This window comes from Paenibacillus odorifer, from assembly GCF_000758725.1.
GTDB classification, from domain to species: domain Bacteria; phylum Bacillota; class Bacilli; order Paenibacillales; family Paenibacillaceae; genus Paenibacillus_AQ; species Paenibacillus_AQ odorifer.
In genome coordinates, this window is record NZ_CP009428.1 from 3,492,485 (window position 1) to 3,510,035 (window position 17,551).

Here is a 17,551-nt window from a genome sequence, read left to right on the forward strand (position 1 = left end):
AACTGATTTTACTTGAAGGCAAGTGGAAAGCGATTTCGGTAAACCTCAGTTTACTATTAAAAGTTGGAGGAAGAACTATGAGTAGGCATTTAGGTGCAAATAAGGGAGAAATAGCAGAGCTCGTTTTGCTCCCAGGAGATCCCTTGCGTGCAAAGTTTGTGGCAGAACACTTTTTAGAGGAGGCTTATTGTTATAACGAAGTAAGAGGGATGTATGGATACACTGGATTATACAAGGGTGTGCCTGTGTCGGTTCAGGGGACAGGGATGGGAAATCCATCGATGAGTATCTACGCGACAGAATTGATCGTCGATTATGAAGTTAAGAAATTGATTCGCATTGGTACATGTGGCGCGATGCAGGAAGAAATCAATATCCGCGATATTATATTAGCCCAAGCAGTATCTTCAGACAGTAATATGACGGAAAAGATCTTTCATGGCTGTAATTTTGCACCAACGGCAGATTTCTCATTGCTAATGAAAGCATATCAACAAGCACAAGCTAAAAATGCCAATGTGTTTGTTGGTAACATCTATAATTCTGATGAATTTTATCGTGAAAATTTAGATCGGCTTCACAAGTTTATGGATTTCGGTGTATTAGCTGTAGAAATGGAAAGTACCGCCCTATACACTTTAGCCGCTAAATATGGTGTAAAAGCTTTATCGATTTTGACCGTCGGCAGTCAATTGTTAAGACAGGAACACCTAACTCATAAAGAAAGTGAACAATCCTTTTATGAAATGGTCGAAGTAGCTCTTAACACAGTCATTGAAGGCTGATTTATTGATAAGAGTGTAGTGTTGTTAGAAAAGAGAGTGAGAAAGAAATGAAGGTAATACTGTCAGGATTGCAGTGGATGATTTTTATGATCGCTGGTGCAATTGCTGCACCCATTGCTATCGCAGATTTATATAACTTAACACCCATAGAGACTTCCGGACTTATTCAGAGCACCATGATTACTTTAGCAATAGCTGGATTTTCACAAGGCCTGATGGGTCATAAATTCCCTATTCATGAAGGTCCGGCAGGGTTATGGTGGAGCATTTTTACCATTTACGCGAGTTTAGTGGGGGGACTCTATTCCTCTAACAACGGAGCTTTACAGGCTTTAAGTGGAGCGATGATCATTAGCGGAGTGTTGTTTATCCTAATTTCAGCATTTAAGCTAATGGATAAAATCGCTCGTTTATTTACTCCAACCATCACCTTTATTTATTTACTTTTATTGATCTTTCAATTAAGCGGATCTTTTATGAAAGGGATGATGGGGATTACCATATCCCACACCATGTTAGATGTTAAAGTATTCATCCTTAGTGTGATTGTGGTCTGCATTACCTTTTGGTTAGGCAACAGCCGCTTTGTATTACTCAGCCAGTTTTCAATAATTTTCAGTATAGTGATAGGCTGCCTATTATTTATAATCTGCGGTAGTATGCCGGCGGTTTCTCGTGCGGATACTCTATTTAAGCTGCCGGAAATATTCCCATTTGGAAAACCCCGATTCGATGCCGGGACAATTACTACTGCATTTTTACTAACCCTATTATTAATAACCAATGCAGTGGCATCCATCCGTTTGATGGAGACCGTTATGAAACCCAAGCAAGGGGATCATCGTCGTTATTTGCGCGCCGGGTTTACTTCTGGAATTACGCATCTTATTAGTGGTGGTTTAGGAGCGATCGGCTCAGTCCCTATTTCGGGAGCGGCGGGATATGTTGAGCAAACAGGGATGAGGGAGCGCAAATCATTTTTAATAGGCTGCAGCTTAGTGATCTCAATATCCTTGTTTCCGCCTATGATGAATTTCATATCTGCGATTCCAGCTCCCATAGGCTATTCTGTTACCTTCGTCATTTTTGTGAAGATGGTCGGACTAGCGCTAAAGGAATTGAAAAAGGTTATTCATGAAGAGCGAACATTTATTGTCAGTGGGCTTTCCCTTTTAGTGGGTGTAGGTTTAATGTTTATTCCTGCATCAGCTACGGCCCATTTATCTCCGATCGTGATAGCCATTTTAAATAATGGATTAATATGCGGAAGCCTGTTAGCGATTATTTTGGAACAAGGGTTAATGTGGAAAGATGCATTTCGATATGAGGATTCCAAGAAAATTAACCGATAATTTGGAGGGCTAAAAATGCATTATCTAATTTCTATTGCTGGTCTGGTTATTGTTCTATTACTGGCATGGCTAGGAAGTAACAATAAGAAAAAGATTAAATATCGTCCAATCATTGTAATGATTGCTATTCAGATAGGTTTGGGATTAATTATCCTAAAAACGAGCATTGGAGAATTTTTGATTAAAGGGTTTGCTGATAGTTTTGCAAAATTACTTGGATACGCCAATGAAGGTACTGACTTTGTGTTTGGCGGGATTGCAAATGAAGGGGCGCATACATTTTTCCTTTATGTTTTGATGCCCATTGTTTTTATGTCAGCATTGATAGGGATTTTGCAACATTACAAAATACTGCCATTCATTATAAAGTATATTGGACTGGTACTGAGTAAAATAAATGGCATGGGTAAATTGGAATCTTATAATGCAGTTGCAGCCGCAATTGTCGGACAAAATGAAGTGTTTATTTCAGTGAAAAACCAACTTGGACTATTGCCGAAACATCGCTTGTATACATTATGTGCGTCTGCAATGTCTACGGTTTCCATGTCAATCGTTGGTTCCTATATGACGATGCTAGAACCTCGGTATGTAGTAGCTGCATTGATATTAAACCTATTTGGCGGATTTATCATTTCATCCATCATTAATCCGTATGAAGTTACACCTGAAGAAGATATTGTTGAAGTTCAGGTAGAAGAAAAACAAACGTTTTTTGAAATGCTGGGCGAATATATTATGGATGGCTTTAAAGTAGCCATAGTAGTTGGGGTAATGTTAGTTGGTTTTGTGGGAATCATTGCTTTGATTAACGGGGTCTTCAGTGGCATATTCGGAATCTCGTTCCAAGGAGTGTTAGGCTACGTCTTTGCACCCATCGCCTTTCTTATCGGTGTGCCATGGCATGAAGCTGTTGAGGCCGGTAGTATTATGGCGACAAAGCTTGTTGCGAATGAATTCGTTGCTATGCTTGACTTTGTTAAGATTCAAGAAGGTTTAAGTGGCCGTACTACAGCCATTGTCTCCGTTTTTCTAATCTCATTTGCTAACTTTGGGTCGATTGGTACCATTGTGGGTGCAGTGAAGGGATTGAATGAAAAGCAAGGGAATATCGTCGCACGATTTGGATTAAAGCTGTTATTTGGCGCCACACTTGTAAGCGTTTTATCAGCTTTGATTATCGGTATCATATTCTAGTTGAAGCAAGGAGTATTAACATGAAACAAACACCCCGGTTTAAGCGGATTTTCGTCATCGTTATGGATTCTGTAGGCATTGGTGAAGCTCCAGATGCTGAAAAGTTTGGGGATGCAGGATCACATACATTACGGCATATTGCAGAAAAAATGAATGGGCTACATGTTCCTGCGTTATCCAAGCTAGGGTTAAGTCATATTGACCCAATACCCGGAGTTCCCAAAGTAGAGCGCCCTTTAGCTTATTGGACCAAAATGCAGGAAGCTTCTAATGGAAAGGATACGATGACAGGTCACTGGGAAATCATGGGCCTACGAATTGACGTTCCTTTCAAAGTGTTTCCTGAAGGGTTCCCTTATGAATTAATTAATGAATTAGAAGAAATAACAGGACGAAAGGTGATTGGGAATAAACCCGCTAGTGGCACAGCTATTCTCGATGAGCTTGGACAAGAGCATATGAACACAGGTGCACTCATTGTCTATACTTCAGCAGATTCCGTGATTCAGATTGCGGCTCATGAAGAGGTTATTCCTTTGGAAGAACTGTATCAAATCTGCGAGATTGCCAGAGAGATTACTTTACGTGAGGAGTACATGCTAGGCAGAGTGATTGCTAGACCATTCCTCGGGAAGCCCGGAAATTTCAAAAGAACATCGAACCGTCATGATTATGCCTTGAAGCCTTATGGAAGAACCGTGATGAATGAGCTCAAGGATGCCGGGTTCGATGTACTAGCGATTGGCAAGATCTCAGATATATACGATGGGGAGGGTGTCACCAAGTCTTTGCGTACAGTGTCTAACATGGATGGCATGGATAAACTCATGGAGACCCTTCATACTGATTTTACAGGACTTAGTTTCTTGAATCTTGTTGATTTCGATGCACTTTATGGCCATCGTAGAGATCCGATCGGGTATGGGAAAGCGCTAGAAGAATTTGATGATCGATTACATGAAGTTCTAAAGGAGCTATGTGAAGACGATCTTCTAATAATTACGGCAGACCATGGGAATGATCCCATTCATGCGGGTACGGATCACACCCGTGAATATGTTCCTTTACTACTCTACAGTAAGAGTTTCAATCGACAAGGGGAGCTGCCTATATCGAAGACTTTTTCGGATATTGGAGCAACAGTTGCTGATAACTTTGTTGTGACCATGCCCCAATTTGGTCAGAGTCTCCTACAGGAGCTTAAATAAACTTAATTTGAATAGACACTTTGAAAAGAAACAGGGTACCTAACTTGTATTAGTAAAAGGTATCCTGTTTGTTTTTTATCTACATATCTTCGTATCTAAAAAGCTGCCGAGTAAGCGGCTTTTTTTGTTATTACGGATCAAATATTAGGGTAATAATCAATTATTAAAGGGGTTAATTTTATAGCCACCTGTCGTTAATCCTTTATTCGATGAATCGCATTCTAATACAACGTTATAAATAATCTAGTTTCTACTCATGCCACTCCTTCGATAGTAATAGTGTTGACAACCTGTATATACAGGTTTAAACTGTGTGAAGTGTTTGAACTTGTATATACAGGTTTAATGGTTGAAATAAAGAATTCTTTTTGGAGGTGTTCAACTTGAGTCAGTCCCAGTATTCGGAATGGTGGCGCCGCTCCACGGTGTATCAGGTGTACCCGAAGAGCTTTAAGGACACTACAGGCAACGGAACAGGAGATATTAAAGGACTTATTGAGAAATTAGATTATTTGCAGAAGCTTGGAATCGATATTGTCTGGTTACAGCCGGTTTATGTTTCGCCGCAACATGATAACGGTTACGATGTAGCAGATTATGAAAATATCAACCCGGATTTCGGTACGATGGAGGATTTTGACGAGCTAGTACAGGAATTGCATAGACGCGAAATGAAGCTAATGATCGATATCGTGGTTAACCATACTTCGACTGAACATGAGTGGTTCAAACAGTCCATTTCAAGCAGGAACAACCCTTACCGTGATTACTATATCTGGAAGGATCCGGCTCCGGACGGGGGCTTACCCAACAACTGGCAGTCGAAGTTCGGGGGTCCTGCCTGGCAGTTCGACGAAACTTCGGGACAATATTATCTTACTCTCTTCGATAAAACCCAGGCGGATCTGAATTGGGAGAATGAGAAGGTACGTAGAGCAGTGAATGATATGATGTTATTCTGGGCTAAAAAGGGTGTCGACGGCTTCCGCATGGATGTAATTAATTTAATCTCCAAAGATCAGCGCTTCCCTAACGATGACGGGAGTGTTCCACCGGGGGATGGACGTAAATTCTATACTGACGGTCCACAGGTCCATGAATACATCAAAGCAATGTATAAAGAGGTGTTTGGTCCGTTTGAGATGGTGACTGTAGGAGAGATGTCCTCAACTACACTGGAGCATTGTATCCGGTACTCAAGTCCCGAAGAGCGGGAATTTTCCATGACCTTCAATTTTCATCATTTAAAAGTCGACTATCCGAATGGACAGAAGTGGGAACTGATGCCTTATGATTTCGAGGCAATGAAACAGTTGTTCTCGCAGTGGCAGACTGGAATGCAGAAAGGCGGAGGCTGGAACGCACTATTTTTTAACAATCATGATCAACCACGTGCCCTTTCCAGATTCACTGATGATAGGGTTTACCGTGTGGAAAGCGCCAAGCTGCTCGCGACAACTCTGCATGGCCTTCAGGGAACACCTTATGTATATCAAGGGGAAGAAATCGGTATGCCGAATCCGGTATGGAAAAGCATCGATGAGTTCCGCGACATTGAGTCACTAAATATGTACCGCATTCTGTGTGAACAGGGGAAAAGCCCGGAGGTTGCTCTCAGCATTCTCCAAGAACGTTCGCGGGACAATTCACGTACGCCGATGCAGTGGGATGACAGCCGGAATGCCGGATTTACCACTGGTACTCCATGGTTGAAGGTAGACGAGCGGTATCCAAACATCAATGTGCAGAAGGAGCTGGAAAATCCTGGTTCCATCTTCCACCATTACCGTAAACTGATTGCACTACGCAAGGAATATGAAATATTTATAGAAGGTATTTTCAAGAGACTCGATGAAGGTCATCCGGAAGTATTCGCATACGCCAGAACAGGCGATGAAGAGACACTTGTTGTGGTCTCGAACTTCAGCAGTAAAAAGATCTCTTTCCGCTTTGAAGATAATCACTGGTCTGAATTGTCGCCAAGTGGTAAGGACGAGCTTCTGATTGGGAATACAGCAGATGCACCTAAATTAACACAAAAGCTTCAGCTTAGTCCTTATGCTTCCTACATGTGGTTAGTCCGCTAACGAGGTGTACTTAAGAAGGAGCACACATCAATTTTGTAAGGAGTGAAGATATGGCTATAGACCGCAAAAATGTTGAAGATATTGTACGGGCGGTTGGGGGCAAGGAGAATATTGAAGTTGCGACGCATTGTGTAACCCGGCTGAGATTCTCGCTGTATGACGAGAACAAGGTGGATTCGGAAGCCCTGGACCGTAACGAACTCGTAAAAGGACAATTCTCTACGCAGGGGCAGTTCCAGATCGTTATCGGACCAGGAACTGTAGATAAAGTATACGATGAAATGATTCAGATCACTGGTGGTGCCCGCTCTTCCAAGGATGACGTGAAATCAGCGGCAGCACGGAAACAGAATCCACTGCAGCGGGCGATCAAAACACTGGCTGATATTTTTATTCCGATTCTTCCGGCCATCGTAACCGCAGGTTTGCTGCTTGGGATTAATAATATTTTGACCGGACCTGGTATCTTTTTTGATAGTAAGTCATTGGTAGATGTCTATCCTGCATGGAAAGACATTGCTGCGATTATTAACACGATTGCCAGCACAGCCTTCACCTTTTTACCAGCACTTATCGGTTGGGCAGCTGTTACACGTTTCGGGGGCAGTCCTCTGCTCGGGATCGTGCTAGGTCTCATTCTCGTACACCCGGATCTATTAAGTGCCTACAGTTATGCAAGTGCTTCAACTGAGGGAACCGTTCCGACCTGGAATTTGTTCGGCTGGCATTTGGAGAAGATCGGTTATCAAGGGCAAGTATTGCCTGTACTGGTTTCGGCCTATATTCTGGCTAGACTGGAGAAGTTCCTCAACCGTCGGGTGCTTGATTCCATTAAACTACTGGTCGTTGCTCCAGTGACCCTGCTGGTTACAGGTTTTCTGGCCTTCACCATTATCGGACCGGTTACGTTCGCCATTGCCAATGCTATCACCTCGGGTTTGATCTATGTATTTGATCATTTTGCGCTCCTTGGTGGTTTGATCTATGGTGGATTCTATGCACTTCTGGTCATCACTGGGATGCATCATACTTTCCTGGCAGTCGATGTACAGCTCATCGGCAGTGAGGGGGGCACCTTCCTCTGGCCGATGCTGGCGCTCTCCAATATTGCACAAGGCGCTGCGGCACTGGCGATGATGTTCGTTGTTAGAGAACAAAAGGCAAAAGGTTTGGCGGCTACGTCTTCCGTCTCTGCATTCCTCGGCGTGACTGAACCGGCAATCTTTGGGGTGAATATCCGCTATCGCTACCCTTTCATCTTCGGGATGATCGGCTCAGCAATTGCCGGTATGCTCCTTACCGTTAACCAGGTTCGCGCTTCATCCATTGGCGTAGGGGGAATTCCCGGTTTCCTTTCGATTTTCCCGAACCAGTGGGGCGTATTCTTCATAGGTATGGTTATTGTTCTCGTTGTGCCATTTGCCGCCACAGTATTGTACGGACGTTCTGTAGTGGGTCGTTCCGAAAAGAACACAGCTACAGAGGCTTCTAGTACTACGAGCGAACCAGAGGAATTGAGCAGCCGTCATTCAGTTCAAGGGTCACAGGAATCAGTTAATATTCTGGAGCTTGTCTCCCCGCTTAGTGGAACTGCAGTATCGCTAGAACAGGTACCCGATCCTGCCTTTGCTGAAAAGCAAATGGGTGAGGGAATTGCAATCGAACCTTCTGAGGGGAAAGTATATGCTCCCTTTGATGCTACAGTAGCTCATGTGATTAAGAGCAAACATGCGCTTATACTGGAGCATGCCAGCGGTGTTCAGGTATTAATCCACGTTGGAATTAACACGGTGGCGCTTAAAGGTAGCGGTTTTACCAGCCTGAAGAATATTGGTGATAAGGTGCAGGCAGGCGAGCTTCTACTAGAATTTGATATGGAAGCTATCCGCGCAGCAGGTTACCCGGTGATTACTCCAATCATCATTCCTGCAGGTCAGGAGATGGTCGAGAAGATTGAAGAGAAGACCGGACCAGCTACGGCCAAACAAACAAGCATCTTGACTATTCATCTCAAGGGTTGATAAAGGCTATATTGGCAAAGACTTTATACTATAGAAAGACAGCCCCTTGGGGGCTGTTTTTCTATAAATATAAGAATTTATATGTTCAACGCTATGAATTCCCCTCCAATTGAATCGATGCTTCCAAAGGCATGACGTGATACAATAAAGGGCGGTGATCAAAATTGAGAGAAAATAAATATTTGCAAATTTATAATGAATACAGCAACCAAATCCATTCTGGACAACTGCTGCCGGGAACCAAGCTGCCTTCCGAAAGTGAACTCGCCGAAGCTTACGCCACTTCACGAGAGACCGTGCGCAAAGCGCTGAATCTACTTTTCCGAGAAGGATATATTCACAAAATTAAGGGAAGAGGCTCCTTTGTGCTTGACATGACCCGAATGGATTTCCCCGTTACCGGTTTGATTTCATTTAAAGAGATGGCCGATACACTGGGTACTGCCTCGCGGACACTGGTAGAGCGGACGATACAAGAGCCGGCAGGCTCCGCTCTCGCCAGACATCTGCAGATTCCACCTGAAACTCTGGTTTGGAAGGTTGTTCGTGCCAGAGAGATTGAAGGTGAACGGATCATTTTGGATAAGGATTATTTTCGTGCGGATATCGTTTCCTTCCTGAGTGCGGAAATCGCCGAGGGCTCAATCTATGAATATCTGGAGCTGGAATTGGGCCTTAAGATCAGTTATGCGAAGAAGCTGATATCTGTTGAACCTTCCACAGAGGAGGATCATAGACTGCTCGATTTGAAGAATTTTACGCATATTGTAGTAGTACGAAACTATGTTTATTTGGAGAACACGGTGCTTTACCAATATACCGAGTCTAGACACCGGCTGGATAAATTTCAGTTTGTGGATTTTGCTCGGAGGGTGAGACGATAAGCTAATCAGAGGGTGTCCCAGTTTGGGATACCCTTTTTTTTATGAGAGTTTCCTGAGAAAAAATACAATCTAATTGTGAAATCTCTATCCCTTTCAATCACTATCAGGTGTGTTGGAGTTATATAGCCAATACTGTGCAAATTTTCGATACAAGAGCGCTTTAAAGGTTCATTCGCTCCATTCGTAAAAACGATATATTAAGAAAAAAAGCTGCCCTCAGAGGCAGTTTTTTTATGTAAGACGATCGAATGTTGAATCTCAATAGGAACAGATAAATGATTAACGACCCTATCTTTTCATGTAAAACCCATTAAATACCATATTGTCATATGACAAAAGTGATGACAACCCACACTATTTAAATGTTCTTTATACATATATATTGTTGGAATATGGAAACAGCGATACCTTCGTTGCCAGTCGTAACAAATACGGTATACGTTGCATGCCAGAATTAGTAGGTGGAAATTTCCTGCATTCTGTAAAAATTATTTATTGCATTAATAGAGCAGAGTTGCATACCCGGCTGTCTTTTTAAGCTTATCATTATTTGTGAAACTGGCTAATAGCAACTTTGGTTGTCTTGAATGCAACGCTAATAGAATGGTAGATTTAGGGAAAATGTCGAATATAGGAGGAAAAGCGATTGAATATTAGCATTATATTGTTGGCTCAGCACTTTAACCTGACCGTACAATGTCTGGATCGGATTAAGAAATATACGTCTATGTCCTATGAGCTGATTGTCGTCTCGGATAACGAATCTGCCGAAGTGTCGAATTACCTTGCGTATGAATACGGCGTTCATGTCATTCATAGCCGGAGCAAAGGGGTTGCAGCAGCATTCAATCTGGGCGCGGTGTCATCTTCGGGAGATCATCTTGTATTCATCCGCGATCAGATTATGGTTAACGAGGGATGGTTAGAACAGTTGTCGGGCTGTCTGGACCATCATTCCAATGCTGCAATCGTGGGTCCGAGGATGAATGATGTTAGCGGCGCTCAACGGATTCCGATTGTATATCAGAACATGGAGCAACTCTATCAGTCGTCATCGATGCTTTCCATCGGGAAATCAATGTCTTGGACCCGGGTTCCTAGACTTGTCAGTTTACTAATGATGATACCCCGTCGCTACTTTGAGCAGATCGGGTCCTTTGATGAGCGATTTGAGGTCGAATCTTACGAGGATGACGATCTGTGTTATCGCACGTTATCTATGAACCTGGATATTTACATAGCCGAAGGATGCGTAGTCTTCCGGAATGAACCTCCTTCAGTAGATCCCAATGATCCTGATTGGTACAATAACCGATTAATCTTAAATCGTGCTATGGCCATAAGCAAGTGGGGATTCGATTTAACTTCTTCCTTGTATAGTGGCACAAGGAAAGTCACTGTCAGCCTATGCATGATCGTAAAAAACGAAGAGTACACCTTAGGGCGTTGTTTATCCAGCGTGAGGGAGCTTGTCGATGAGATCATTATTGTGGATACAGGTTCGAGTGATGGAACCAAAGAGCTCGCGGCATCTTATGGAGCACGGGTTTATGATTTCGAATGGGTGAACGATTTCTCCAAAGCAAGAAATTATGCCTTCAGTCTCGCTACTCAAGAGTACCTGATGTGGTTGGATGCGGACGATTATCTGCAGTTAGAGGATGCAAAGGCTCTCCAGTCCATCGTATCCGATCTACCATGGGATATCGATGCTGTATCGATGCATTATTATCTCGACCGTGACAAAGACGGAAGTGTAACTTCGAGCTTGAGACGTAATCGCCTTCTAAGACGAAATTGTGAATTCCGTTGGATTGGAGTCGTTCATGAGTACCTTGAGGTCGCAGGCAATGTGTTCTATGCCGAGTTAGGCATAACACATGATCGAAAGCATACGCAGTCCTCGCGTAATCTTCTCATCTATGAGGGGATGTTGAAAGCGCAAACGAGGTTCACTCCGCGGGATTTATTTTATTATGCCAACGAGCTATACGATCACGGCCAATGGCAGCGAGCGATAGAGCAATACGATGCCTTCATAGTCATGCCGAATGGCTGGTTGGAGGACAAGCTACTTGCGAGTCGGCGTGCCGGAGATGCATTGTCACAATTAGGTCTCTTTCAAGAAGCCAAGCTTAAAGTACTTCAAGCTTTTGCCTTGTCGCCTCCCCGAGCCGAAGCCTGTTGTCAATTAGGGTCTTATGAGCTAATCGAACAACGGTTCGAGAATGCTGCTTTTTGGTACAAGCTAGCCACGGAAGTACCAAAGCCGACTGAGCTTAACGCTAGAGTAGACCTTCCGGCATGGACGTGGCTGCCGCATTTGCAATTATGCGTCTGTTACGATCGCTTAGGACAATACGAACAAGCGCATTATCACAATGAGATAGCTGGGGGCTATGTACCGGATTATCCGAGCGTCATGGTTAATCGCGATTATTTGAAGCAATACATAACTTTATAAATTTGAGGGGGATTTAGTAATGGCAAGATTAAAGAGGACGAAGACAAGTGGCAAGAAAAGTGGCAAGCAGTTAGCTTACAAGAGCTCAATGGCATTTATTCTGATGAGTCAGTTGATTGCACCCTTGAGCCCTGCTTATAGCAGTATTCTACCCCGGGCAAGTGCAGCAGCTTACAGTGATGTCGATTCTACCTCATGGGCATATCAGTATATCACTAAAGCTTCCGCGCTTGGGGTAATCGAAGGAGACGGTTCCGGAAACTTTAGCCCTAACCGACCAGTCACGAATCAGGAAGCGGTTGTTATGGTACTCAGGTTCATGGGATATGAGCAACCTAAGGCTACTAGCGGCAGCTTGCCCTTCACCGTAGATTCTTGGGCTACTGTTTGGATTCAGCAAGCGATTGACATCGGCCTCGTGATTCCAAGCGAGGAAGCGAGACCCAACACCGTCATCTGGGGAAAAGAGCAAGCAAGTCGAGAGTGGATAACACGTCTAATTATTCGTGCCGCAGGCAAAGAATCCGAAGCTATCGAGTTTAGGGATAGCGACATAGGTTTCTCGGATGCATCAGACGCATCGGACTGGGCAGCAGGCTACATTAATGCCGCAGTTAACCGCAAGGTCATATCTGGCTTCCCTAATAATACTTTCAAGCCTAAGCAGACGGCTACTCGCGCCGAGTTTGCAGCTATCTTGTCTAAGACTGAAATATTTGCGAGCAAGGTATCCGATCGGATTATCCATGGCTCTGTCGTCTCGATGTCCAAAAATTCGATCGAACTCTTAAGCAGCAGCGGTCAGACAGAGAAGCTCGAAATCAATAGCAAATCTGTTCTGTTCGGGGACAATGGCAAGGGCGTGTTTCCTGCGGGGTCTTTGGTGACGCTTATTCATAATGGAGGAATGGCATCCTTCGTTGAAGTGTTGGGATTAGGGGCTGTAGGCCAGACTAGTTCGAAAGGGGAAAAAGGAGACACAGGTGCTACCGGTCCAGCGGGTCAAAATGGGGTATCTGGTTCAAGTGGACCGCAAGGTGTCACTGGTGCGACCGGAGCGACTGGTGCAACCGGAGCTGTCGGGGCAATTGGGGCTGTTGGAGCTACTGGCACAACCGGGGCGAATGGTGCTAATGGAGCGACTGGTGCTGTCGGGGCTACTGGTGCTGTCGGGGCTACTGGGGCTGTTGGAGCTACTGGCGCAACTGGAGCAACTGGTGCTGTCGGGGCTACTGGGGCTGTTGGAGCTACTGGCACAACCGGGGCTACTGGTGCTAATGGAGCGACTGGTGCTGTCGGAGCTACTGGGGCTGTTGGAGCTACTGGCGCAACTGGAGCAACTGGTGCTGTCGGGGCTACTGGAGCAGCCGGAGCAAATGGGGCAACAGGTGCCACGGGTGCTAACGGTGCAACTGGCGCTAATGGAGCGATGGGGTCAACTGGCGTAACGGGTGCACAGGGTATTCAAGGGATAACCGGTGCTCCCGGATCGACTGGCGCAACTGGCATTGGTCTTGATAGCATTGCTCCGTTCAATTCAGCGACTTCCTATCATGCAGGACAAGTCGTTACTTATTTAGGAAGTATCTACATCGTTACTATAAACAACCCATCTGGAGTACCTTCTGATATAAATAACGACTTTACCCTGCTTGTCTCTAAAGGTGAAACCGGAGCTACCGGGGCACAAGGAGTTCAGGGAATTCAAGGCGTAACTGGCGATACAGGCGCACAAGGAGTTCAAGGGGTGACTGGAACTACCGGAGCTACAGGTGCAATAGGAGTTCAAGGAGTAACTGGCGCAACCGGAGCTACGGGAGTACAAGGAATTCAAGGGGTAACCGGAGCTACCGGGGCATCTGGCGCATCAACTATAATTCCATTCTCTTCCGGATCACCAATTACTGTAACAACAATCGTCGGGGGATTAAAAGGTACAGTTGCGATGCTTGGATTTGGCAGTTCGTACTCAGGAGCTAGTATAGTAGGTGGAAAAATAGATTTAACCAGAAGTAATGGTTCTGATCCTACAAAAGATCCGTACAACCAAGCTTTTATCGTTCCACGTAATGGTACGATCACTTCAATATATGCTTTTTTCAGCCCAACTTTAGCGTTTTCTTTAATAGGCACGACCATAAACGTTCAAGCAGAAATATATAAAGCGGATAGTAATAGCAACAGTTTTACACCTATTATTGGTTCAGCAGTATCCTTGGCGCCTAGTTTGACAGGAATAATTTCTATTGGATCTACTAGTGACGGATCAGTCAAAGGCATAAATACGGCTGTTCAGGCTGGCGATCGCTTAATGTTAGTGTTCTCTTCGACGGCTTCCGGTCTAAGCTTGATAAATACTGTAACAGGTTATGCCAGCGCCGGAATTGAGATTAAGTAATTCAAGATTTGAGGTAGGAACCATCCATTTTATTTGATAGGAAGTGATTAAAAATGGCAAGGAAGCTATTTCCGATAAAAAAATTGAGCTTAATGTTGGTGTTAGTTCTTATATTTCCATCCGTCATTCAATTCCCGTCTGTAGGAGATGCAAAAGGACGCTCTTTTGAACAAGTAAAGCTATTGGCTGCACCAGCGAATCTGGCAGTCAGCGATTCAACCTCCACAAGCATTCGCCTTACCTGGGATGCCGTAGAGGGAACCTCTAACACGGATGTGAGTTATAAGGTAAATCTAATGGAGTCTACCAATCCTAGCGTAACCGATGTGGTCTATACCTTCGATTCAGGCGAATTAACGGAGTATACGGTGAAGGAATTGGTTTCCGACCGGAGCTATACATTTACGGTCCAAGCCGTAAACATATCCGGACCCGTGTCAAAAACAAGTCCACCTTTAACCGCAAGTACGCTTCCAGCGGAAGCGTACCCACCAACAACGAAGGAAGAGGAACTCCCTCTAGCCGATCAAGAATCACCGAGTACGCCCGAGCTAACTCTTTTCAGTCGCACATCAGATAGCATTAGCTTGGCATGGACTTCATCCGAGGATAATGTCGGAGTTGCGGAATATGTTCTATATAAGGACTCTGATCTGTTGGCAGAAGTAACAGTTAGCACAACGGTCTACACGGCCGTCGACTTGAAGGCTGGACAGGAGTATACCTTTGTAGTACAAGCTATAGACGAAGCAGGGAACAAATCAGCAATTAGTAACGAGTTGAAGGTTAGTACACTTGATGTTGTAAGTAATGTTGGTCCCATTATGAGCATGGGCAACGGGAATTCCTTTCATACATTGACTGTACAGCCGGATGGTACCGTATGGGCTTGGGGCAATAATAGGATGGGCCAGCTCGGTGATAGCACAACCATTGCTCGTAATAAGCCTGTGCGAATTGTTGGCTTGCCGGAGATAAGCGCCACATCCGTTGGACAAGACCATTCCATCGCGCTCGCGACGGACGGAACGATTTGGACATGGGGAAGCAATAGCGTGGGCCAGCTGGGTAATGGTACGTCGGCGCCCCAGCTTGTGCCGCAGCAAGTGACTGGATTAGTGAATGTCATAGCGGTTCAAGCAGGTGAGCAGCATTCGTTAGCGTTGTTGTCCGATGGAACGGTGTGGGCATGGGGACTTAACACATATGGTCAGCTTGGAGATGGAACCACCGAGGATAGTGCATTACCGGTGCAGGTTGCAGGTTTGGACTCAATCGCATCGATCTCAGCCGGAGCCTTTCATAATCTAGCGGTTAGCCACGATGGTCAGGTTTATGCATGGGGGTTCAATGCCTACGGTCAGCTCGGAGATAACACAAAAATCGACCACGTGACCCCAGTGCAGGTTGCTGAGTTAAGCAGCGTTACTTCCGTATCTGCCGGCTTCTATCACAGCATGGCAGTGAAAAAGGACGGAACCGTATGGAGCTGGGGAACGAACGTTAAGGGAATCTTGGGGGATGGGACAACCGAAGATCATTATACTCCCGTTCAAGCCTTGGATCTTGGTTCAGTTATCAGTGTATCCGCTGGCGCCTTGCATAGCATGGCTCTGAAAAGCGATGGAAACGTATGGTTATGGGGAGCGAACAATGAGGGCCAGCTCGGTGGTAGTGCTGAGTCGGAGCGTTCCCTCGCTTCTAAGCTCAACATTGGCAGTCGTATCGTCGCTATTAGTGCAGGTTATATGAGCGGCGGTGCGGTTAGTGAGGAGGGGACCTTGCTGACCTGGGGGTATAATGGGTTAGCTCAGCTTGGTGATGGCACTTATACTAATGTCATAGAACCTGTTGCAATTTCGCTTGTAGAAGAATCTTATTAGATTTGAAGAGTAGGGAATTTCATGCCTAAATGGCAATGAATTCCCTATTTTTATAGGTGAGTCAAAAAGAGAAAACTCTTTTCATATTCATACTTTATTATTACAGCTATCCGTCTAGACTGTTAAAATGATGGAAGTATGGTAGACAAAGGGGATAAGCAATGAATAACGGTTTTCAGATCAATACTGAGGAGAATCGACTCCGAACTCTGAGACAAGTAAAACAAGCGGCCTTTCATGCTTTGCAGGAATACGAAATAGACTGGAACTCCATTCACTTCATTCAAGTATCCGAACATGTCACCTTCCGCATTGTAAGCGAAGTGGGGGAACAGTTCTTGCTCCGTATTCACCCGAATAACAAACAACGCGAAGGAACCATTTCAGAAATAGAGTGGTTGTTCGCATTGAAGAGTAAGGGCCTCATCTTGCCCGAAGCTGTAATCAATCGTGAAGGGGCCTTTATTACGGAAACGTCGGTGTGTGACGGACAACGGTTTTATTCGAGCATAATGAGATGGGTCGAGGGAAAGCATGTAGACAAAAGCGAACTAACGGAGGAGGGCATCCGTAAAACAGGATCATTGATGGCAAAGCTTCATGAGGCCAGCTCTGATTTTAGTCCTTCCAGCGGCTTTACTCGTCCTTCTTGGGGTGCACTGAGCTTTAAACGGGACTGGGATCACCTAAGTCTACATCGCAAACATTTCATATCGGATGAGGGTTTTAAGTTGTATTCCGTAGCTGCCACTAAAGTGGCAACATGTCTCGAAACGTTCACAAGACATGAACAAAATTACGGGATGATCCACGCTGACTTACATAATGGAAATGTCATTTTTCAGGATAATGAACCGTACCCTATTGATTTTGGCAGGTGTGGCTTCGGCTACCATCTTTACGATATAGCTCAGGCTATTATGGGATTATACCCAACACAAAGAGCTTATTTCGTCGAAGGATATCAGAGAATCAGAAAGCTGGAAGATGAACATATAATGAAGCTAGAGTGCTTCTTAGTCATGGCAATAATCGAAGCCTATAGCTTTCATGCAGAGAATCCGCTAGAGACCGAGGGTTTGATCGAAGAGCAGCCATATGCTCAAGCGATTTTGAGAGCTTATGTGAACGGGACAACCTTTTTATTTAATTCTCTGGATACTTCAATATAAAAGATTAGAAAATGATGTGCGTTATATTCTTCAAATGGTATTATTAGGATGAACTGCTGAAAACTATTTAAATTGTATTTGGAATCTTAGCAATGAAAAT

Annotated in this window: 11 protein-coding genes; all 11 read left to right on the forward strand. The window is 44.5% G+C overall.

Annotation, left to right across the window (positions count from 1 at the left end):
- The first annotated feature begins 77 nt into the window (after positions 1-77).
- Entirely contained in the window at positions 78-785 is a 708-nt protein-coding gene (gene deoD, locus PODO_RS15155) for a purine-nucleoside phosphorylase (protein WP_036677145.1), read from the forward strand.
- A gap of 47 nt (positions 786-832) precedes the next feature.
- Positions 833-2,137, forward strand: a complete 1,305-nt coding sequence (locus PODO_RS15160; RefSeq protein WP_038571262.1) for a purine/pyrimidine permease — start codon at positions 833-835, stop codon at positions 2,135-2,137.
- 15 nt (positions 2,138-2,152) lie between these two features.
- On the forward strand, positions 2,153-3,334 hold the full coding sequence (locus PODO_RS15165; protein ID WP_036677141.1) for a NupC/NupG family nucleoside CNT transporter: 1,182 nt from the start codon (positions 2,153-2,155) through the stop codon (positions 3,332-3,334).
- A gap of 20 nt (positions 3,335-3,354) precedes the next feature.
- Positions 3,355-4,542, forward strand: a complete 1,188-nt coding sequence (gene deoB / locus PODO_RS15170) for a phosphopentomutase (RefSeq protein WP_038571264.1) — start codon at positions 3,355-3,357, stop codon at positions 4,540-4,542.
- Positions 4,543-4,925: 383 nt separating this feature from the next.
- Complete coding sequence (gene treC, locus PODO_RS15175) at positions 4,926-6,629, forward strand: alpha,alpha-phosphotrehalase (protein WP_038571266.1); 1,704 nt, start codon at positions 4,926-4,928, stop codon at positions 6,627-6,629.
- Positions 6,630-6,679: 50 nt separating this feature from the next.
- Positions 6,680-8,650 carry a PTS system trehalose-specific EIIBC component gene (gene treP, locus PODO_RS15180; protein ID WP_036677132.1) on the forward strand — a complete coding sequence of 657 codons (1,971 nt, stop codon included), beginning with the start codon at positions 6,680-6,682 and terminating at the stop codon, positions 8,648-8,650.
- A 164-nt stretch (positions 8,651-8,814) separates the two neighbouring features.
- Positions 8,815-9,534 carry a trehalose operon repressor gene (treR, locus tag PODO_RS15185; RefSeq protein WP_038571269.1) on the forward strand — a complete coding sequence of 240 codons (720 nt, stop codon included), beginning with the start codon at positions 8,815-8,817 and terminating at the stop codon, positions 9,532-9,534.
- Positions 9,535-10,180: 646 nt separating this feature from the next.
- Positions 10,181-11,998, forward strand: a complete 1,818-nt coding sequence (locus tag PODO_RS30575) for a glycosyltransferase (protein ID WP_080742504.1) — start codon at positions 10,181-10,183, stop codon at positions 11,996-11,998.
- Positions 11,999-12,017: 19 nt separating this feature from the next.
- Complete coding sequence (locus PODO_RS32165) at positions 12,018-14,396, forward strand: exosporium glycoprotein BclB-related protein (RefSeq protein ID WP_080742505.1); 2,379 nt, start codon at positions 12,018-12,020, stop codon at positions 14,394-14,396.
- Between the two features lie 92 nt (positions 14,397-14,488).
- The gene (locus tag PODO_RS30065; protein WP_169744772.1) at positions 14,489-16,279 is read left to right on the forward strand and encodes an RCC1 domain-containing protein; all 1,791 of its coding nucleotides are present in this window, start codon (positions 14,489-14,491) and stop codon (positions 16,277-16,279) included.
- A 161-nt stretch (positions 16,280-16,440) separates the two neighbouring features.
- The gene (locus PODO_RS15205) at positions 16,441-17,451 is read left to right on the forward strand and encodes a phosphotransferase enzyme family protein (RefSeq protein WP_038571272.1); all 1,011 of its coding nucleotides are present in this window, start codon (positions 16,441-16,443) and stop codon (positions 17,449-17,451) included.
- The last annotated feature ends 100 nt before the right edge of the window (positions 17,452-17,551 follow it).

Coding starts and splice junctions, on each gene's coding strand:
- deoD (WP_036677145.1), top strand. CDS start 78: ATGAGTAGGCATTTAGGTGCAAATAAGGGAGAAATAGCAGAGCTCGTT.
- PODO_RS15160 (WP_038571262.1), top strand. CDS start 833: ATGAAGGTAATACTGTCAGGATTGCAGTGGATGATTTTTATGATCGCT.
- PODO_RS15165 (WP_036677141.1), top strand. CDS start 2,153: ATGCATTATCTAATTTCTATTGCTGGTCTGGTTATTGTTCTATTACTG.
- deoB (WP_038571264.1), top strand. CDS start 3,355: ATGAAACAAACACCCCGGTTTAAGCGGATTTTCGTCATCGTTATGGAT.
- treP (WP_036677132.1), top strand. CDS start 6,680: ATGGCTATAGACCGCAAAAATGTTGAAGATATTGTACGGGCGGTTGGG.
- PODO_RS32165 (WP_080742505.1), top strand. CDS start 12,018: ATGGCAAGATTAAAGAGGACGAAGACAAGTGGCAAGAAAAGTGGCAAG.
- PODO_RS30065 (WP_169744772.1), top strand. CDS start 14,489: ATGTTGGTGTTAGTTCTTATATTTCCATCCGTCATTCAATTCCCGTCT.
- PODO_RS15205 (WP_038571272.1), top strand. CDS start 16,441: ATGAATAACGGTTTTCAGATCAATACTGAGGAGAATCGACTCCGAACT.